2 protein-coding genes are annotated in these 22,245 nt (G+C 61.7%); one reads left to right on the top strand and one right to left on the bottom strand.

The genetic code is table 11. From position 1 onward, the window contains the following. Positions 1 to 65: 65 nt before the first annotated feature. Positions 66 to 20,501 carry an immunoglobulin-like domain-containing protein gene (locus tag C2E19_RS01775; protein WP_129387278.1) on the bottom strand — a complete coding sequence of 6,812 codons (20,436 nt, stop codon included), beginning with the start codon at positions 20,499 to 20,501 and terminating at the stop codon, positions 66 to 68. Between the two features lie 358 nt (positions 20,502 to 20,859). Between C2E19_RS01775 and C2E19_RS01780 the strand changes: the two genes are divergently transcribed. Continuing rightward, positions 20,860 to 22,212 (top strand): TolC family outer membrane protein, encoded by a 1,353-nt coding sequence (locus tag C2E19_RS01780; RefSeq protein WP_129387281.1) that lies wholly within the window; start codon positions 20,860 to 20,862, stop codon positions 22,210 to 22,212. Positions 22,213 to 22,245 lie beyond the last annotated feature (33 nt).

Raw genomic sequence — 22,245 nt, forward strand, 5'->3', positions numbered from 1 at the left:
CGTCACCGTTACGGTGGCAACAAACGTGACGGCCGCCCCATGAGGGCGGCCGTTTTGCTCACGCATCAGCTGTTGTTGTGGTCGACCTTGATGGTCGGGTCGCTACCGGCAATCAGGTTGTGAATGTTGGCGCTCGACCAGTTGTTGCCTTCCAGTTTGATCGTCACGTCCGGGGTGGCCGCAGCGGCGTCGGCCGAGTTGAACTTGCCCGCCGAGCTGACTTGCAGCGACGAGGTGCCATCGACCGTAGTGATCTTCAGGAAGTTGTCGATGGTGCTGCCGGTCTCGCCCTGCAACAGATCGCGCAGATCGATGCGGTCACCTTCGCTGGCCTTGAAGTCCTTGATCACGTCGTTGCCGGTGTCTCCGGATTTCCAGACGAACGTGTCGGCGCCGGAACCACCGATGAGGATGTCGTTGCCTTGACCGCCGATCAGCGTGTCGTTACCGGTACCGCCGAGCAGGATGTCATTGCCTTTGCCGCCGTCGAGCAGGTCGTTGCCGCCCGAGCCGAAGAGGATGTCATTGCCCGCGCCGCCGAGCAGCGTGTCGTTACCGTCATGCGCGCCCGACACATCGAACGCCTGATAGTGCTCGGTGATGTACTGGTGCACGTTGCTGGTGGTGACTTTGCTGACGTCGACACCGGTCTGCTGCGCAACGAACGCCTGCATCGCCTGATAACCCTCGCCGGCGATGCCGTTGAAGCTGACCAGATCGCCGAACAGGATGTCGTTGCCGTCGCCACCGCTGACGGTGTCGTTACCCGGCAGCGTCGCTTCGGTGTGACCGATGATCGAGTTGGCCAGATCCTTCGGATCGATGTTCGTCTGCGGGGTTTTATCCGAATCGTACGGCTTCAGATCGTTGAGGCTGACACCGCTGTTGAGACCGATGGCCTCGACGTTCGACAGACCGCTCAGAAGCGCGAAGCTGCTGGTCGAGTTGTCGGTGGTGGTCGAGGTGGTGCTGCTACCGCTGCCTGCCAGGCTCGACAGCTCGTAAGTGCCGTCGCCCTGAGCGTGAACGGTACCCAGACTGCTCCAGTTCCAGCTGCCGTTTTTATACGTCTGCAGAACAGCAGCACCGGCGGCACTGATGGTCAGGTAGTGCGTGTTGTCGATGTAAGTGGCGAACGTATCGCCCAGCTTGTAATTGCTGGTCGTCACCACGCTGTCGAACTTCACGCTGCCGTACAGCGTCGGGTTGGTCTGCTCGCCGCTCTGGTAGTAGGTCGGCTGGCCGTCGGTGATGAAGTACGTGAGGTTCTTCGCCCCGGTGTTGGCCACAGCGTCGGCGCTCTGGAACCAGTTGGCCGTGGTCTTGAACACGTCCTCGTAGTTGGTGCCGCCACCGGAACTCATCGAGTCGAGTACGGATTTGAGCAGGGTCAGCGCGTTCGGGTCGTTGAGATTCACCGACACCGACTTGTTGACCTGGGTATCGAAGTCCACCAGGAAGATGTTCACCGTGCCCGAGTTGCTGCCGCCCAGGCTCTGCTTGAGGGTGTTGAACACCGCTGTCAGCGAGTCCTTGGCCGAGTTGATCGAGGAGCTGCTCATACTGCCGGAGCTGTCGACCATGAAGGCAATGTTGTAGTTGGTGCCCGGGACCACCGTCAGACCACCGATGTCGGCGACGATGATGTCGTTGCCATCGGTGCCAGTGACGGTGTCGTCAGCCGAGGTTGCCACGATCGCGTTGTAAACCGCCGGCACCACGCTGACCGGAATGGTCGCGGTACTGCTCGCCGAACCGCCGACCTGCTCGGTGGAGGTCGAAGTCACAGTCAGGTTGAACTGGCCGTTGTAGTACGGCGGCGGCGTCACGGTCAGGCTGCCGAGGCTCCAGCCGGTGACGTTGGCATCGCCGCTGGTGGCGGTGACGGTGAAGCTATGGCCGGCGCCATCGCTGAGCACCGAACCGACCGGCGCGCCGCTGATCTTCACGCTCAGGGTTTCCGAACCGTCGGTGTCGGTCAGTGCGGTAGTGATCGCCGACAGCTTGACGGTGGTGCCTTCGGCGCCGGTGTTGAGTTTGTAGCCGTCGTAATAGCCTTCGCCATTGGTGCCGTGCAGATCGGAAACGGTCACGCCGGAGTTCACCAGATCCTGCACGCCGGTGTAGATCGGCACGCCAGTGCTGCTCAGGTCGATCGGCGTGCTGCCGTTGACCGACAGGTTGACGTCGTAGCTGCCCGGGCCGCTCTGGTTGTGGTGGTAGATGTCCAGGGTGTAGTAGCCGCTGGTGGTCGGGGTGAACGAACCGTTGAGGTTGCCGCCCGCGCCCCACGTGGTCGAGGCCACGCTCTTGCCGCCAATGGTCACCAGCAGGCTGTCATCGCCGACACCACTGAAAGTGTAGGTCTTGCCGGCTTCCAGATAGATCAGGCCGGAAGTCTTCGACGCGGTGCCGGCGGTCACGCTGCCGTCGGACTGCACGTTGTTGACGTTGGTGCTGGTGTTCGGTGTGCCCGCACCGTCGATGACGTTTTTCAGGGTGGTCGAATTCGCACCGCTGCCGTCGGTGCCAAGGCCCGACAGACCGGTCCAGACTTCCTTGATCAGCCCGGTGGACTTCACGCTGTTGTCGGCGATGCTGACGGTCGGCGCATCCGCGACTGGCGTGATGTCGATTTTCACCGTGCCGGTGTTGCCGAGCAATTGGCCGTCGGTTGGCTGGAACTTGATCTGCGCGTAGTCCGCCTGATTGTTGCCCAGACCAGTGCCGCCGTAACCGTTCACACCCGATTCGTTGGTATCCGGCAGGAAGCGCAGCTTGCCGGCGTCGATATCGGCTTTGCTGAAGGTCTGGTTGTTGGCGACGTCTTTCCAGGTCGAACCGTCCAGATACTGCAGTTTGCCTTCGCCCGGCAGCTGGGTGATTTTCACCCCGAGGCTGCTCGCCGGGCTGTCGACATCCGTCACACCGAAGGTCGACCAGCCGAGGATCAGCGGCGTGTCTTCAGTGCCGGTGACGTTGACCGGTGCGGCGATCGGCGCATCGTTGATCGCCACCACGTTGACCGTGGTGGTCGCGGTGTTCGAGTAATTGCCGCCGTCGGTCACGGTCACGGTGATGATCCGCGGCACGGTGCTCGGGTCTTCACTGCTGTTGGTGAAGCTGATGTTCTTGATCGCCTGCATGTAGTCGGCCAGCGTCGCGTTGCCCGACAAGGTCAGGGTCACGGTGCCGTTGGTGCTGTTGGCATTGATGGTGATGCCGTTGACGCTGTTGCCCAGGTTCAGCGCATCGCCGTCCTGACGGTTGGTCAGCACTACAGTGGCGCCGGTCAGCATGGTGCTGTCCGGGTCGGTGATCTTGATATCGGTGTCGGCAATCGACACGCCTGCGCCCGGAGTGTTTTCGGTGAAAGTCACCTTGTAGTCGGCACCGGTGGCGCCGCTGGAGTTGTTAGCGTCGAGGTCGATGACCGGCGGTGCGTCGTTGTCGATGATCGAGGTGCTGACGCTGCCGTTGGTGGCGCTGACCGCGAGATTCTCAAAGTTGCCGCCGGTGGCCGAATCGATCTTGACCACGAAGTTCTCGGTACCTTCGGTGATCTTGTCATCGATGGTGGCGACGTTGAACTGCGCACTGCTCGCACCTGCCGGGATCTTCACGGTGTACACACCGGTGAAGTCCGAACCGTCGGCGGCGGTGCCGCTGTAGACGATTTTCAGGGTCACTTCGGTTTGCGCCGGGTGGTTCAGGCTGACGGTGTAGCTGGCGGTCTGGCCTTCGGTCACCGAGGTGCTGCCGGTGATGCTGACAGTGGTGGTGTCGATGGTGTCGGTGACGTTGGTCACGGCTGGTGTGTTGCTGGTCACCAGGTTTTCGAAGCTGCCGCCCGTTGCGTTGCTGATCGTGGCTTGAACAGTGCCGGCGTCTTTGTAGACGTCGTCAGCCGGTGCCGCAACCGTGACGGTGCCGGTGGTTTTGCCCGCTTCGATGGTGATCACCGAGCCGTTGCTCAGGGTCACGGTCACTGGCGAGCCGGCGGCGTTGGTCAGGGTCGCGGTGTAAGTGATCTGGCCACCTTCGGCCACGGTCCCGGTCGCAGAGAGCGACAGGTTGGTGGTGTCGACGGTGTCGGTCACGGTAGTGCTGACCGGGGTTTTGTCGGCGACCAGGTTTTCGTAGTTACCGCCGCTGACGTTGGTGATCGCGTTGGTCAGTGGTGCGTGGCCAGTCAGCGCATCGTTCGGTGCGATGCTGGTCACGGTGCCAGTGGTTTTGCCGATGTCGATGGTGATGGTCTGACCGTTCGACAGGGTCACGACAACCGGCGCGCCGGTCACAGCTGCACCGACAGTGGCGGTGTAGACGACGTTACCGCCTTCAGCTGCGGTGCCGGTTGCGGTCAATTTCACCGTGGTGGTGTCGATCGTGTCGGTGACGCTGGTCACGGCAGGCGTTGTGCTGGTCACCAGATTTTCGAAACTGCCACCGGTGGCGGTTTTAATCGTGGCTTGCACATTGCCGGCGTCTTTGTAGACGTCGTCGGCCGGAGCTGCAACGGTCACGGTGCCAGTGGTTTTGCCGGCGTCGATGGTGATTACCGCACCATTGCTCAACGTCACGGTCACTGGCGAGCCGGCGGCGTTGGTCAGGGTCGCGGTGTAAGTGATCTGGCCACCTTCGGCCACGGTGCCTGTCGCGCTGAGCGTCAGATTAGTGGTGTCGATGGTATCGGTGACGGTAGTGCTGACCGGCGTCTTGTCGGCGACGAGATTCTCGTAGTTGCCGCCGCTGACGTTGGTGATGGCATTGGTCAACGGAGCGTGGCCGGTCAATGCGTCGTTTGGCGCCGTGGTGGTCGCGGTGCCGGTGGTCTGGCCAACACCGATGGTGATGGTCTGACCGTTCGACAGTGTCACGACGACCGGCGAGCCGGTCACCGGGGCACCGACAGTCGCTGTGTAGACGACGTTACCGCCTTCAGCCGCCGTGCCTGTCGCGGTCAGTTTCACCGTCGTGGTATCGATGGTGTCGGTGACGCTGGTGATGGCTGGCGCAGTGCTGGTCACCAGGCTTTCGAAGCTGCCGCCGGTGGCGGTCTTGATTGTTGCTTGAACGTTGCCGGCGTCTTTGTAAACGTCGTCGGCTGGCGCTGCAACGGTCACGGTGCCGGTAGTTTTGCCTGCATCGATGGTGATGACGGCGCCGTTGCTCAGGGTCACGGTGACTGGCGAGCCGGCGGCGTTGGTCAGGGTCGCGGTGTAAGTGATCTGGCCACCTTCGGCCACGGTCCCGGTCGCAGAGAGCGACAGGTTGGTGGTGTCGATGGTGTCGGTCACCGTGGTGCTGACCGGGGTCTTGTCGGCCACGAGGTTTTCGTAGTTGCCACCAGTGACGCCAGTGATCGCGTTGCTGATCGGTGCATGACCGGTCAGTGCATCGTTCGGTGCGATGGTGGTCACGGTGCCGGTTGTTTTGCCGACTTCGATGGTGATGTTCTGACCGTTCGACAGTGTCACAACGACCGGTGAACCGGTCACTGGTGCGCCGACAGTCGCGGTGTAAGTGACGGTGCCACCTTCAGCAGCCGATTCGGTGGCGGTCAGTTTGACGGTCGTGGTGTCGATGGTGTCAGTGACTTGAGTGACAGCCGGAACAGTGCTCGGCACCAGGTTCTCGAAGTTGCCACCGGTGGCGGTGCTGATCGTTGCCTGCACAGGGCCGGCATCTTTGTAGACGTCGTCGGCTGGCGCTGCAACGGTCGCGGTGCCCGTGGTTTTGCCGGCCTCGATGGTGATCACTGCGCCATTCGACAGGGTCACGGTGACTGGCGAGCCAGCGGCGTTTGTCAGGGTCGCGGTGTAGGTGATCTGGCCACCTTCGGCGACGGTGCCAGTTGCCGACAGCGTCAGGTTGGTGGTGTCGACGGTATCAGTGACGCTGGTCGAAACCGGTGTCTTGTCGGCCACGAGGTTTTCGTAGTTGCCACCAGTGACGCCAGTGATCGCGTTGCTGATCGGTGCATGACCGGTCAGTGCATCGTTCGGTGCGATGGTGGTCACGGTGCCGGTTGTTTTGCCGACTTCGATGGTGATGTTCTGACCGTTCGACAGTGTCACAACGACCGGTGAACCGGTCACTGGTGCGCCGACAGTCGCGGTGTAAGTGACGGTGCCACCTTCAGCAGCCGATTCGGTGGCGGTCAGTTTGACGGTCGTGGTGTCGATGGTGTCAGTGACTTGAGTGACAGCCGGAACAGTGCTCGGCACCAGGTTCTCGAAGTTGCCGCCAGTAGCAGTCGAAATGGTTGCTTCGACTTTGCCGGCGTCTTTGTAAACGTCATCGGCCGGAGCGGCGACGGTTACGGTGCCAGTGGTTTTACCGGCTTCGATGGTGATCACTGCACCGTTCGACAAGGTCACGGTGACTGGCGAGCCAGCGGCATTGGTCAGGGTCGCGGTGTAAGTGATCTGGCCACCTTCGGCCACGGTGCCGGTCGCGGACAGCGACAGGTTGGTGGTGTCGATGGTGTCGGTCACGGTAGTCGAAACCGGCGTTTTATCGGCAACCAGATTTTCGTAGTTGCCACCGGTCACGCCAGTGATCGAGTTGGTCAGCGGAGCATGACCCGTCAACACGTCGTTTGGCGCGGTGGTAGTGACCGTGCCGGTGGTTTTACCCACTTCGATGGTGATGTTCTGACCGTTCGACAGTGTCACGACGACTGGCGAACCGGTCACTGGCGCACCAACATTCGCGGTGTAAGTGACGGTACCACCCTCGGCTGCGGTGGTGGTCGCAGTGAGTTTGACGGTGGTGGTGTCGATGGTATCGGTGACGCTGGTCACGGCCGGAGTCGTGCTTGGCACCAGGTTCTCGAAGCTGCCACCGGTGGCGGTCTTGATCGTTGCCTGGACGTTACCGGCGTCTTTGTAGACGTCGTCAGCCGGGGCCGCGACGGTCACAGTGCCCGTGGTTTTGCCGGCCTCGATGGTGATCACTGCGCCATTCGACAGGGTCACGGTGACTGGCGAGCCAGCGGCGTTTGTCAGGGTCGCGGTGTAGGTGATCTGGCCACCTTCGGCGACGGTGCCAGTTGCCGACAGCGTCAGGTTGGTGGTGTCGACGGTATCAGTGACGCTGGTCGAAACCGGTGTCTTGTCGGCCACGAGGTTTTCGTAGTTGCCACCAGTGACGCCAGTGATCGCGTTGCTGATCGGTGCATGACCGGTCAGTGCATCGTTCGGTGCGATGGTGGTCACGGTGCCGGTTGTTTTGCCGACTTCGATGGTGATGTTCTGACCGTTCGACAGTGTCACAACGACCGGTGAACCGGTCACTGGTGCGCCGACAGTCGCGGTGTAAGTGACGGTGCCACCTTCAGCAGCCGATTCGGTGGCGGTCAGTTTGACGGTCGTGGTGTCGATGGTGTCAGTGACTTGAGTGACAGCCGGAACAGTGCTCGGCACCAGGTTCTCGAAGTTGCCACCGGTGGCGGTGCTGATCGTTGCCTGCACAGGGCCGGCATCTTTGTAGACGTCGTCGGCTGGCGCTGCAACGGTCGCGGTGCCCGTGGTTTTGCCGGCCTCGATGGTGATCACTGCGCCATTCGACAGGGTCACGGTGACTGGCGAGCCAGCGGCGTTTGTCAGGGTCGCGGTGTAGGTGATCTGGCCACCTTCGGCGACGGTGCCAGTTGCCGACAGCGTCAGGTTGGTGGTGTCGACGGTATCAGTGACGCTGGTCGAAACCGGTGTCTTGTCGGCCACGAGGTTTTCGTAGTTGCCACCAGTGACGCCAGTGATCGCGTTGCTGATCGGTGCATGACCGGTCAGTGCATCGTTCGGTGCGATGGTGGTCACGGTGCCGGTTGTTTTGCCGACTTCGATGGTGATGTTCTGACCGTTCGACAGTGTCACAACGACCGGTGAACCGGTCACTGGTGCGCCGACAGTCGCGGTGTAAGTGACGGTGCCACCTTCAGCAGCCGATTCGGTGGCGGTCAGTTTGACGGTCGTGGTGTCGATGGTGTCAGTGACTTGAGTGACAGCCGGAACAGTGCTCGGCACCAGGTTCTCGAAGTTGCCGCCAGTAGCAGTCGAAATGGTTGCTTCGACTTTGCCGGCGTCTTTGTAAACGTCATCGGCCGGAGCGGCGACGGTTACGGTGCCAGTGGTTTTACCGGCTTCGATGGTGATCACTGCACCGTTCGACAAGGTCACGGTGACTGGCGAGCCAGCGGCATTGGTCAGGGTCGCGGTGTAAGTGATCTGGCCACCTTCGGCCACGGTGCCGGTCGCGGACAGCGACAGGTTGGTGGTGTCGATGGTGTCGGTCACGGTAGTCGAAACCGGCGTTTTATCGGCAACCAGATTTTCGTAGTTGCCACCGGTCACGCCAGTGATCGAGTTGGTCAGCGGAGCATGACCCGTCAACACGTCGTTTGGCGCGGTGGTAGTGACCGTGCCGGTGGTTTTACCCACTTCGATGGTGATGTTCTGACCGTTCGACAGTGTCACGACGACTGGCGAACCGGTCACTGGCGCACCAACATTCGCGGTGTAAGTGACGGTACCACCCTCGGCTGCGGTGGTGGTCGCAGTGAGTTTGACGGTGGTGGTGTCGATGGTATCGGTGACGCTGGTCACGGCCGGAGTCGTGCTTGGCACCAGGTTCTCGAAGCTGCCACCGGTGGCGGTCTTGATCGTTGCCTGGACGTTACCGGCGTCTTTGTAGACGTCGTCAGCCGGGGCCGCGACGGTCACAGTGCCCGTGGTTTTGCCGGCCTCGATGGTGATCACTGCGCCATTCGACAGGGTCACGGTGACTGGCGAGCCAGCGGCGTTTGTCAGGGTCGCGGTGTAGGTGATCTGGCCACCTTCGGCGACGGTGCCAGTTGCCGACAGCGTCAGGTTGGTGGTGTCGACGGTATCAGTGACGCTGGTCGAAACCGGTGTCTTGTCGGCCACGAGGTTTTCGTAGTTGCCACCAGTGACGCCAGTGATCGCGTTGCTGATCGGTGCATGACCGGTCAGTGCATCGTTCGGTGCGATGGTGGTCACGGTGCCGGTTGTTTTGCCGACTTCGATGGTGATGTTCTGACCGTTCGACAGTGTCACAACGACCGGTGAACCGGTCACTGGTGCGCCGACAGTCGCGGTGTAAGTGACGGTGCCACCTTCAGCAGCCGATTCGGTGGCGGTCAGTTTGACGGTCGTGGTGTCGATGGTGTCAGTGACTTGAGTGACAGCCGGAACAGTGCTCGGCACCAGGTTCTCGAAGTTGCCACCGGTGGCGGTGCTGATCGTTGCCTGCACAGGGCCGGCATCTTTGTAGACGTCGTCGGCTGGCGCTGCAACGGTCGCGGTGCCCGTGGTTTTGCCGGCCTCGATGGTGATCACTGCGCCATTCGACAGGGTCACGGTGACTGGCGAGCCAGCGGCGTTTGTCAGGGTCGCGGTGTAGGTGATCTGGCCACCTTCGGCGACGGTGCCAGTTGCCGACAGCGTCAGGTTGGTGGTGTCGACGGTATCAGTGACGCTGGTCGAAACCGGTGTCTTGTCGGCCACGAGGTTTTCGTAGTTGCCACCAGTGACGCCAGTGATCGCGTTGCTGATCGGTGCATGACCGGTCAGTGCATCGTTCGGTGCGATGGTGGTCACGGTGCCGGTTGTTTTGCCGACTTCGATGGTGATGTTCTGACCGTTCGACAGTGTCACAACGACCGGTGAACCGGTCACTGGTGCGCCGACAGTCGCGGTGTAAGTGACGGTGCCACCTTCAGCAGCCGATTCGGTGGCGGTCAGTTTGACGGTCGTGGTGTCGATGGTGTCAGTGACTTGAGTGACAGCCGGAACAGTGCTCGGCACCAGGTTCTCGAAGTTGCCGCCAGTAGCAGTCGAAATGGTTGCTTCGACTTTGCCGGCGTCTTTGTAAACGTCATCGGCCGGAGCGGCGACGGTTACGGTGCCAGTGGTTTTACCGGCTTCGATGGTGATCACTGCACCGTTCGACAAGGTCACGGTGACTGGCGAGCCAGCGGCATTGGTCAGGGTCGCGGTGTAAGTGATCTGGCCACCTTCGGCCACGGTGCCGGTCGCGGACAGCGACAGGTTGGTGGTGTCGATGGTGTCGGTCACGGTAGTCGAAACCGGCGTTTTATCGGCAACCAGATTTTCGTAGTTGCCACCGGTCACGCCAGTGATCGAGTTGGTCAGCGGAGCATGACCCGTCAACACGTCGTTTGGCGCGGTGGTAGTGACCGTGCCGGTGGTTTTACCCACTTCGATGGTGATGTTCTGACCGTTCGACAGTGTCACGACGACTGGCGAACCGGTCACTGGCGCACCAACATTCGCGGTGTAAGTGACGGTACCACCCTCGGCTGCGGTGGTGGTCGCAGTGAGTTTGACGGTGGTGGTGTCGATGGTATCGGTGACGCTGGTCACGGCCGGAGTCGTGCTTGGCACCAGGTTCTCGAAGCTGCCACCGGTGGCGGTCTTGATCGTTGCCTGGACGTTACCGGCGTCTTTGTAGACGTCGTCAGCCGGGGCCGCGACGGTCACAGTGCCCGTGGTTTTGCCGGCCTCGATGGTGATCACTGCGCCATTCGACAGGGTCACGGTGACTGGCGAGCCAGCGGCGTTGGTCAGGGTCGCGGTGTAGGTGATCTGGCCACCTTCGGCGACGGTGCCAGTTGCCGACAGCGTCAGGTTGGTGGTGTCGACGGTATCAGTGACGCTGGTCGAAACCGTTGTCTTGTCGGCCACGAGGTTTTCGTAGTTGCCGCCAGTGACGCCGGTGATCGAGTTGGTCACAGGCGCGTGACCGGTCAACGTATCGTTTGGTGCGGTGAAGGTTACGGTGCCGGTGGTTTTGCCGACTTCGATGGTGATGTTCTGGCCGTTGGCCAGGGTCACAGTGACCGGCGAACCGGTGACTGGCGCGCCAACAGTCGCGGTGTAGGTGACCGTGCCACCTTCAGCGACCGAAGTGTCGGCCGTCAGTTTGACAGTCGAAGTGTCGATGGTATCGGTGACCTGCGTGACCGCAGGAACAGTGCTCGGCACCAGGCTTTCGAAGTTGCCGCCGATCGCGGTCGAAATCGTTGCCTGGACTTTGCCCGCGTCCTTATAGACGTCATCGGCGGGCGCTGGAACAGACACGGTGCCGGTGGTTTTGCCGGCTTCGATGGTGATCACCGCGCCGTTGCTCAACGTCACGGTGACTGGCGAGCCAGCGGCATTGGTCAGGGTCGCGGTGTAGATGATCGAGCCACCTTCGGCCACGGAACCGGTCGCGGTCAGCGACAGGTTGGTGGTGTCGACGGTGTCGGTCACGTTGGTGCTGACCGGGGTTTTATCGGCGACGAGGTTTTCGTAGTTACCGCCGCTGACGCCAGTGATGGCGTTGGTCAGTGGCGCATGCCCGGTCAACGCGTCGTTCGGTGCAGTGGAGGTCACTGTGCCGGTGGTTTTGCCGACTTCGATGGTGATGTTCTGGCCGTTGGCCAAGGTCACCACAACTGGCGAACCGGTCACTGGTGCGCCGACAGTCGCGGTGTAGGTGACCGTGCCGCCTTCAGCGGCAGATTCGGTGGCGGTCAGTTTGACCGTCGAGGTATCGATGGTGTCAGTGACGTCAGTGACCGCAGGCGTGGTGCTCGGAACGAGGTTCTCGAAGTTGCCGCCCGTGGCGTCCTTGATCGTCACTTCGACTTTGCCGGCGTCTTTGTAGACGTCGTCGGCAGGGGCTGCGACGGTCACGGTGCCGGTGGTTTTGCCAGCTTCGATGGTGATCACCGAGCCATTGCTCAGGGTCACGGTCACCGGCGTGCCGGCCGGGTTGGTCAGGGTCGCGGTGTAAACAATCGAGCCACCTTCGGCCACGGAGCCGGTCGCGGTCAGCGACAGATTGGTGGTGTCGACGGTGTCGCTGACGTTGGTCGAAACCGGGGTCTTGTCCGCTACCAGGTTCTCGTAATTGCCGCCGCTGACGCCGGTAATCGCATTGCTGATCGGCGCATGGCCGGTCAACGCGTCGTTCGGAGCAGTGGTGGTCACGGTGCCGGTGGTTTTGCCGACTTCGATGGTGATGTTCTGGCCGTTGGCCAAGGTCACGGTTACCGGAGAACCGGTCACCGGTGCGCCCACCGTCGCGGTGTAAGTAACAGTGCCACCCTCAGCCGCCGACTCGGTCGCGGTGAGTTTGACGGTGGTGGTGTCGATGGTGTCGGTGACGTTGGTCACGGCTGGAACGGTGCTCGGCACCAGGTTCTCGAAATTGCCACCGGTAGCGGTCGCAATGGTCGCTTCGACTTTGCCGGCGTCCTTGTAGACGTCATCGGCAGGCGCCGCAACGGTCACGGTGCCGGTGGTCTTGCCCGCCTCGATGGTGATCACCGCGCCGTTCGACAGGGTCACGGTCACCGGCGTGCCGGCCGGGTTGGTCAGGGTCGCGGTGTAAACGATCGAACCGCCTTCAGCCACCGACTCGGTCGCGGTCAGGTTCAGGTTGGTGGTGTCGTTGGTGTCCGACACGGCGGTATCGGCGGACTTACCGTCGACCGCGAGTTTTTCGTAGTTGCCGCCGGTGGCGCCATCGATGGTCACGCTCAGCGAGCTGCCGCCGGCCAATGGGCTGTTCGGCGCAACGAAGTTTATGCTGCCGCTGGTTTCGCCGACGGCGATGGTGATGGTCTGGCCGTTGGACAGGGTCACGACAACCGGCGCGCCGGTCACTGGCGCAGTGACGGTCGCGGTGTAGACCACGGTTTCGCCTTCGGCGACGTTGGCGGTGGCGGTCAGCGACACGGTGGAGGTGTCGATGGTGTCATTGACGGTAGTGACGGCCGGCGCTGTGTTGGTGACGAGGCTTTCGAAATCGCCACCGGTCGCGCCCTTGATGGTCGCTTCAACGGTGCCGGCGTCTTTGTAGACGTCGTCTTTCGGTGCGTCGACGGTCACGGTGCCGGTGGTTTTCCCCGCCTCGATGGTGATCACCGCGCCGTTGCTCAGGGTCACAGTAACTGGCGAACCAGCAACGTTGGTCAGCGTCGCGGTGTAGGTGATCTGGCCGCCTTCGTTCACCGAGCCGGTCGCGCTCAGCGACAGATTGGTGGTGTCGACGGTATCGGTCACGGTGGTGCTGACCGGGGTTTTATCGGCGACGAGGTTCTCGTAGTTGCCACCGGTTACAGCAGTGATAGAGTTGGTCAGCGGTGCATGCCCGGTCAACGCATCGTTTGGCGCGCTGGTGGTCACGGTGCCTGTGGTTTTACCCACTTCGATGGTGATGTTCTGACCGTTGGCCAGGGTCACGACGACCGGCGAACCGGTGACTGGCGCGCCGACAGTCGCGGTGTAGGTGACGGTGCCACCTTCAGCGGCAGATTCGGTGGCGGTCAGTTTGACCGTCGAGGTGTCGATGGTGTCAGTGACATCAGTGACCGCAGGCGTGGTGCTCGGAACGAGGTTCTCGAAGTTGCCGCCAGTCGTGTCCTTGATGGTCACTTCGACTTTGCCGGCGTCTTTGTAGACGTCATCGGCTGGCGCTGCGACGGTCACGGTGCCGGTGGTCTTGCCGGCCTCGATGGTGATCACCGCGCCGTTCGACAGGGTTACGGTCACGGGCGTGCCGGCCGGGTTGGTCAGCGTTGCGGTGTAAACGATCGAACCGCCCTCGGCCACAGTGCCAGTCGCGGTCAGCGACAGGTTGGTGGTGTCGACGGTATCGGTGACGGTGGTCGAAACCGGCGTCTTGTCGGCCACGAGGTTTTCGTAGTTGCCGCCGCTGACGCCGGTAATCGCATTGCTGATCGGCGCATGGCCGGTCAACGCGTCGTTCGGTGCAGTGGCAGTCACAGTGCCGGTGGTTTTGCCGACTTCGATGGTGATGTTCTGGCCGTTGGCCAGGGTCACGACGACCGGAGAGCCGGTGACCGGCGCGCCGACAGTGGCGGTATAGGTGACGGTGCCACCCTCGGCAGCCGACTCGGTAGCGGTCAGCTTCACGGTGGTGGTGTCGATGGTGTCAGTGACTTCCGTTACGGCTGGAACGGTGCTTGGCACCAGGCTCTCGAAATTGCCGCCCGTAGCGTCCTTGATCGTCACCTCGACCTTGCCAGCGTCTTTGTAGACGTCATCGGCAGGCGCCGCAACGGTGACGGTGCCGGTGGTCTTGCCCGCTTCAATGGTGATCACCGAGCCGTTGCTCAGGGTTACGGTCACCGGCGTTCCGGCCGGATTGGTCAGGGTTGCGGTGTAGATGATCGAACCGCCCTCGGCGACCGAGTTGGTGGCGCTGAGGGACAGGTTGGTGGTGTCGACGGTATCAGTGACGCCGGTCGAAACCGGTGTCTTGTCGGCCACGAGGTTCTCGTAGTTGCCGCCGCTGACGCCAGTGATCGAGTTGCTCAGTGATGCCTGACCGTTCAACGCGTCATTCGGCGCGGTGGCGGTCACGGTGCCGGTGGTCTTGCCGACTTCGATGGTGATGCTCTGGCCGTTGGCCAGGGTCACGACGACTGGCGAGCCGGTCACCGGCGCGCCGACGGTCGCGGTGTAAGTAACGGTGCCACCTTCTGCCACGCTGGTGTCGGCGGTCAGTTTGACCGTCGAAGTGTCGATGGTGTCGGTAACGTTGGTGACCGCTGGCGTGGTGCTCGGAACGAGGTTCTCGAAATTGCCACCAGTGGCGTCTTTGATCGTGACTTCGACTTTGCCAGCGTCCTTGTAGACGTCATCGGCAGGCGCCGCAACGGTCACGCTGCCCGTGGTCTTGCCCGCTTCGATAGTGATGACCGAACCGTTGCTCAACGTCACGGTCACTGGCGTGCCAGCCGGGTTGGTCAGGGTTGCGGTGTAAACAATCGAACCGCCCTCGGCCACAGTGCCAGTCGCGGTCAGCGACAGGTTGGTGGTGTCGATGGTGTCGCTCACCGACGTCACGGCCGGGGTTTTATCGGCCACGAGATTTTCGTAGTTGCCGCCGCTGGTGCCGTCGATTTTCACGCTCAGCGTGTTGCCGCCGGCCAGTGCATCGTTCGGTGCGGTGAAGTTGACGCTGCCGCTGCTGGCGCCGACCGCAATGGTGATGGTCTGCCCGTTGGACAGGGTCACCACAACCGGCGAGCCGGTGACCGGCGCGGTCACGGACGCGGTGTAAACCACCACGCCGCCTTCAGTGGTACTGGCGGTGGCCGTCAGCGAAACGGTGCTGTTGTCGATGGTGTCGGTAACGTCGGTGACGGCCGGGGTCTTGTCGACCACCAGGTTCTCGAAGTTGCCGCCCGTGGTCTTGGTGATGCTCGCATCGACCTTGCCGGCGTCCTTGTACACGTCATCGCCTGGTGCTGCGACGGTTGCGGTGCCAGTGGTCGCGCCCTTGGCGATGTTGATCACCGCGCCGTTGCTCAGGGTCACGCTCATGGCCGTGCCGGCCGGGTTGGTCAAGGTCGCGGTGTAGACGATCGAGCCGCCCTCGGCGACCGAACCGGTAGCGCTCAGGCTGATATTGGTGGTGTCGACCGTGTCGGTGACGGTGGTGACCACTGCCGAGCGGTTGGCATCGACCAGCTCGAAATTGCCGCCGCTGTGGCTGGCGATTGCGGTCTGAACTTTGCCGCCGTCGATGTACGGAGTGTTGGCAGGTGCAGCGAAATTCACCGAACCGCTGGTCGCACCGGCAGCGATGTTGATTACCGCGCCGTTGGCCAGTGTCACGGTCATGGCGGTGCCGGCCGGATTGCTCAGGGTCGCGGTGTAGGTGATCTGGCCACCTTCGCTGACGGTGTCGCTGGCACTGAGGGTCAGCGTGGTTTTGTCGATGGTGTCATTGACGGTGGTGCTGACCGGGGTCTTGCTGACATCGAGTTTCTCGAAGTTGCCGCCAGTGGCATCGGTCATGGTCACGGTGAGCTTGCTGACGTCTTTGTAGACGTCGTCGCTCGGCGCGGCAATGGTCACCGAACCACTGGTTTTGCCAGCCTCGATGGTGATGGTCTGGCCGTTGCTCAGGTTGACGGTCACCGGCGTTTGCGCGGCGTTGGTCAGGGTCGCGGTGTAAGTGATCGACGTGCCTTCGAGCACATAGCTTTCAGCGCTGAGGGTCAGGTGCGTGGTGTTGATGGTGTCGGCGACGTTGGTCACCGCTGGCGTCGGATTGGCCACCAGATTTTCGAAATTGCCGCCGTCGGTGCCCTTGATGGTCACTTCGACTTTGCCGGCGTCTTTGTAGACGTCATCGGCCGGTGCTGCGACGGTCACGGTGCCAGTGGTCTTGCCGGCGTCGATGGTGATGGTCGAACCGTTGCTCAGGGTCACGGTCACCGGCGTGCCGGCCGGGTTGGTCAGCGTCGCGGTGTAGACGATCGAACCGCCTTCGTTGACGTTGCCGGTGGCGGTCAGCGAAACGGTGGTGGTGTCGACAGTGTCGGTCACTGTGGTGCTGACCGGGGTTTTGTCGGCCACGAGGTTTTCGTAGTTGCCGCCGCTGACGTTGGTGATCGAGTTGGTCAGCGGTGCATGGCCCGCGAGCACGTCGTTCGGTGCAGTGGTCGACACGGTGCCGGTGGTTTTGCCGACTTCGATGGTGATGCTCTGACCGTTAGCCAAGGTCACGACGACTGGCGAGCCGGTCACTGGCGCACCAACAGTCGCGGTGTAAGTGACGGTGCCGCCTTCAGCAGCGGTTTCGGTGGCGGTCAGTTTCACCGTCGAGGTGTCGATGGTGTCAGTGACGTCGGTCACCGCTGGAACGGTGCTTGGTACCAGGTTCTCGAAGTTGCCGCCGGTAGCGTCCTTGATGGTCACTTCGACTTTGCCGGCGTCTTTGTAGACGTCATCGGCAGGTGCTGCAACGGTGACGGTGCCGGTGGTTTTACCGGCTTCGATGGTGATCACCGAGCCATTGCTCAAGGTCACGGTCACCGGGGTGCCGGCCGGGTTGGTCAGGGTCGCGGTGTAAACGATCGAACCGCCTTCAGCCACAGTGCCAGTGGCGCTGAGGGTCAGGTTGGTGGTGTCGGTTACGTCAGTCACGGTAGTGCTGACTGGCGTCTTGTCGGCGACGAGATTCTCGTAATTGCCGCCGGTCACGCCGGTGATCGAGTTGGTCAGCGGCGCATGGCCGTTCAGCGCATCGTTTGGCGCGGTAGTGGTCACGGTGCCTGTGGTTTTACCCACTTCGATGGTGATGTTCTGGCCATTAGCCAAAGTCACGACAACTGGCGAACCGGTGACCGGCGCACCCACGGTAGCGGTGTAAGTAACGGTGCCACCTTCAGCGGCAGTCTCGGAGGCGGTCAGTTTGACCGTCGAGGTGTCGATGGTGTCAGTGACGTCGGTGACGGCTGGAACGGTGCTTGGCACCAGATTCTCGAAGTTACCGCCAGTGGCATCTTTAATGGTGACTTCGACTTTGCCGGCGTCTTTGTAGACGTCATCGGCCGGTGCAGCGACGGTCACGGTGCCGGTGGTTTTACCGGCCTCGATGGTGATCACCGAACCGTTCGACAGGGTCACCGTGACTGGCGAGCCAGCAGCGTTGGTCAGGGTCGCGGTGTAAGTGATCTGGCCGCCTTCAGCCACGGTCCCTGTCGCGCTCAGCGTCAGATCGGTGGTGTCAGTGGTGTCGGTGACAGTGGTGCTGACCGGGGTTTTATCGGCAACGAGGTCTTCGTAGTTGCCGCCGCTTACGCCAGTGATCGCGTTGGTGATCGGCGCGTGGCCGGTCAACGCATCATTCGGTGCAGTGGTGGTCACAGTGCCGGTGGTTTTACCCACTTCGATGGTGATGTTCTGACCATTGGCCAAGGTCACGACGACAGGCGAACCGGTGACTGGCGCGCCAACAGTCGCGGTGTAGGTGACGGTGCCACCTTCAGCGGCAGTCTCGGAGGCGGTCAGTTTGACCGTCGAGGTGTCGATGGTGTCAGTGACGTCGGTGACGGCTGGAACGGTGCTCGGAACGAGGTTCTCGAAGTTACCGCCAGTGGCGTCCTTGATGGTCACTTCGACTTTGCCGGCGTCCTTATAGACGTCATCGGCAGGTGCCGCAACGGTCACGGTGCCGGTGGTTTTGCCGGCTTCGATGGTGATCACCGAACCGTTCGACAGGGTTACGGTGACAGGCGAACCTGCGGCGTTGGTCAGGGTCGCGGTGTAAGTGATCTGACCGCCTTCAGCCACAGAACCGGTCGCGCTCAGCGACAGGTTGGTGTTGTCGGTGACGTCAGTCACGGTAGTCGATACCGGGGTTTTGTCGGCAACCAGATCTTCGTAATTACCGCCGGTAACGCCAGTGATCGAGTTGGTCAGCGGTGCATTGCCGGTCAGCGCGTCATTCGGCGCGGTGCTGGTGACGGTGCCGGTGGTTTTGCCGACTTCGATGGTGATGCTCTGGCCGTTGGCCAAGGTCACCACGATTGGCGAGCCGGTCACCGGCGCGCCCACGGTGGCGGTGTAAGTGACGGTGCCGCCTTCAGCAACCGAGGTGTCAGCCGTCAGCTTCACGGTCGAGGTGTCGATGGTGTCAGTCACTTCGGTCACGGCCGGGACGGTGCTCGGAACGAGATTCTCGAAGTTGCCGCCAGTTGCATCCTTAATCGTGACTTCAACTTTGCCGGCGTCTTTGTAGACGTCATCGGCAGGCGCCGCAACGGTCACGCTGCCGGTGGTCTTGCCCGCATCGATGGTGATCACCGAGCCGTTGCTCAGGGTCACGGTTACCGGTGTGCCGGCAGGATTGGTCAGGGTTGCCGTGTAAACGATCGAACCACCTTCGGCCACGGTCCCGGTCGCTGTCAGCGACAGGTTGGTATCGTCGATCGAGTCGGTAATGGTCGTGGTCGCCGGCGTGGTGTTCGGCACCAGGTTTTCGAAGTTGCCGCCGCTGGTACCGGTAATCGTCGTGCTGACGGTGCTGCCATTGTTGTAGACGTCATTGGCCGCAGTCGGCACGTTGACCGAGCCCGTGGTTTTGCCGGCTTCAATGGTGATGGTCGAACCGTTCGACAGGGTGATCGTCACCGGCGTTTGCGCCGGGTTGGTCAGGGTCGCGGTGTACGTGATCTGGCCACCTTCGACGACCGTGCCGGTAGCGGTGAGGCTCACGCTGGTGGTGTCGATCGAATCGGTAACAGTGGTGGTCGCTGGCGTCGTGTTCGGTACCAGGTTTTCGAAGTTGCCGCCGCTGGCGCCGGTAATCGTGGTGCTGACGGTTCCACCATTGTTGTAGACGTCGTTCGCTGCGGTCGGCACGTTGACGCTGCCGCTGGTCTTGCCGGCTTCAATGGTGATGGTCGAACCGTTCGACAGGGTCACGGTCACCGGGGTTTGCGCCGGGTTGGTCAGCGTCGCGGTGTAAGTGATCTGGCCACCCTCGACTACTGTGCCGGTGGCGGTCAGGGTCAGGTTGGTGGTGTCGATCGAGTCGGTGATGGTGGTCACCGCTGGCGTCGGGTTCGGCACCAGGTTTTCGAAGTTGCCGCCGCTGGTACCAGTGATGGTGGTGGTGACGGTGCTGCCGTTGTTATAGACGTCGTTGGCCGGGGTTGGCACGTTGACGGTGCCGGTGGTCTGGCCGGCGCCGATGGTAATGGTCGAGCCATTCGACAGGGTGACGGTCACCGGCGTCTGCGCCGGGTTGGTCAAGGTCGCGGTGTAAGTGATCTGCCCGCCTTCAATGACACTCGGCCCTGCCGTCAAAGTGACAGTGGTGGTGTCGATGGTGTCGGTGACCTGCGTCGTCGCCGGAACGGTCGGCGGGGTCACGGTGATGCCGTTGCCGCCCGTGGTGCCGGTGACGGTCACGTTGATTTGGGTCGGGTCGTTATAAACAGTGTCGTTCGGCGCCAGCGGCACATTGACGGTGCCGGTGGTGGAACCGGCTGGAATCACGATCACCGCGCCGTTGGACAGGGTGATGGTCAGGTCGGTCAGTGGCGCCTGGGTCAGGGTCGCGGTATACACCAGCACGCCGCCGGCTTCGGTGATGGTCGGCGTGGCGCTGAGGCTCAGGGTCGACTCACGCAGGGCGTTAGTGGTGGTGTCGGTGGTCTGCCCACCGGTGATGTTTTGCGCGGCCTGACCGGCAGAGTTGATGCCTGCGGTCGGGAAGCCAATGGTCGGGTCGACGCGGCCAGCGGTGGCGTCGAGCATCACGAAGCTGTGGCCACCCCCGGCGGCACCGCCAGTACCTGCGGCACTCGGGCCGGCAGCCGTGGCGTCAAGCGCGGTAGTCGGGTCGACACCGGCGGCGATGGCTTGCTGCAGTTCTGCTACCGACGGCGCCGCCTGCGCAGTGGCTTCAGCGAGGTCAGTGCTGGAGTCTGGCGCGTTGGCGCTCCACTGGGTTTCGCGGCCCAGATCGAGCGTGCGGCCATCGGCCAATTCAAGCGACACGGCGCCGGAGAGCCCGGTGTCGATCTGGTCGCCGACAAACAGGCGATCGCCTTCAACGAGTACGCGGCGTACGCCCTCTGGGGACACCACGAATACCTGACCAACAATGCTTTTGACGATGGCAACAACACTGCTCATTGAAGACTCTCCGGGGTGTCACGTTCAGTTGACTTCCATGGACCTGAGGGCATGGGCGCCGATTCAGTCTGGACGTACTTTAAAAAATTGCGAAACAAGTTTGACGCGTCTATTCGTCAATAATTTGGCTATATTCTTTCGCTATTAACTTTATGCCAAACTATTGACCTTATGGGTGCCATCCTAAACAATCGCCCCACTAATGTCACATTGATATTTCCGCGGCGACCCGTCCTTCAGCGTGTGATCCAGTTCCTGTTTTGAACTTTCCGACATACGGTCAATCTGGTTGCCATCATCCGACGCAGCGCCACGTTTTGCTGTGATTCAAGACAAGTAGTTCCGGGAAATTCCTATCATGCGTTCGCCCCTGTTTCTGGCTATACCCTTCGCTCTCGCCGCCTCTTTTGTACAAGCACAATCCTTACCAGAAGCCATGCAACAGGCAATGGATGTCCATCCGGAAATCCAGGCAGGGGTCAACAGTCGATTGGCCGCGGATTATCAGTTAAGAGCGGCGAAAGGTGGATACCTGCCGAAGGTCGATCTGCTCGGCGGTTATGGCCGTGAAGGCACCGACAGCGTCACCACCCGCGCGAATCCCGGTGGCAATCACTACGAAACGCTGAACCGCGGCGAGTCAAGTTTACGTCTCTCGCAAATGGTCTTCGACGGTTTTGCGACGTCGAGCGAAGTCGGGCGTCAACAAGCCACCGTCAACTCCCGCGCTTATTCGTTGCTCGGCACTTCCGAGCGCACCGCGCTGACCGTCGCCCAGGTGTATCTGGACGTGCTGACCCGCCGCGAGTTCGTGCGTCTGGCCGACGAAAACCTCAAGAGCCACCAGCGCATCTATGACCAGATCCAGTTGCGCACCCAGCGTGGCGTCGGCAGCGGTGCCGACCTCGATCAGGCCGAAGCGCGTATGGCTCAGGCCCGCAACAACCTGATCACCGAGCAAACCAACCTCGCCGACTCGGAAACCAACTTCCTCAGCGCCGTCGGCCAGATGCCTGACCAGTTGGAGCGTCCAGCGCCGTTCATGGCGATGATGCCGGCCAACCTCAATGAAGCGCGCACGCAGATGGTCGAGAACAGCCCGATCCTGCGTTCGGCCGAGTCGGATATCGCCGCTGCCGAGAAGCAGTACGAAACCGCCAAATCGACCTTCTACCCACGCTTCGACGCCGAACTGGGGCGCACCGCCGACAACGATCTCGATGGCCAGAATGGCCACAACAACGAGTGGCAAGCCATGCTGCGCATGCGCTTCAACCTCTATTCCGGTGGCAGCAACAAGGCCGATCTGGAATCCAAGTCATACCTGTCGAACCAGGCGCTGGACATCCGCAACAACGCTTTGCGTCAGTTGAATGAAGAGCTGGGCCTGGCCTGGAACGCCTTGAACAATGCGAACGCGCAGGTGCCGATCGCTCAGCAATACGTTGATCACAGCACAGCGGTACGCACGGCTTACCAGCGTCAGTTCAGCCTCGGCGAACGGACCCTGCTCGATTTGCTCGACAGCGAAAACGAGTTGTTCACCGCTTCGCGGCGTCTGGCTGAAATCAAAAACATTCAGTTATTTACTCAGTACCGAATCAAGGCGACCATGGGCGAGTTGCTCAGAAGCCAGGGAGTGGTCGCACCGTTGGCATCCGTTGTGCAGAACGACGTGAAGCCCAAGGTCCAGCTGCCTGGGATGAATTGAGTTGTCCCTTTTCAACTGTTAAGAGTGTCGAGC

The organism is Pseudomonas sp. DTU12.3 (genome assembly GCF_004124275.1).
GTDB lineage: Bacteria > Pseudomonadota > Gammaproteobacteria > Pseudomonadales > Pseudomonadaceae > Aquipseudomonas > Aquipseudomonas helmanticensis.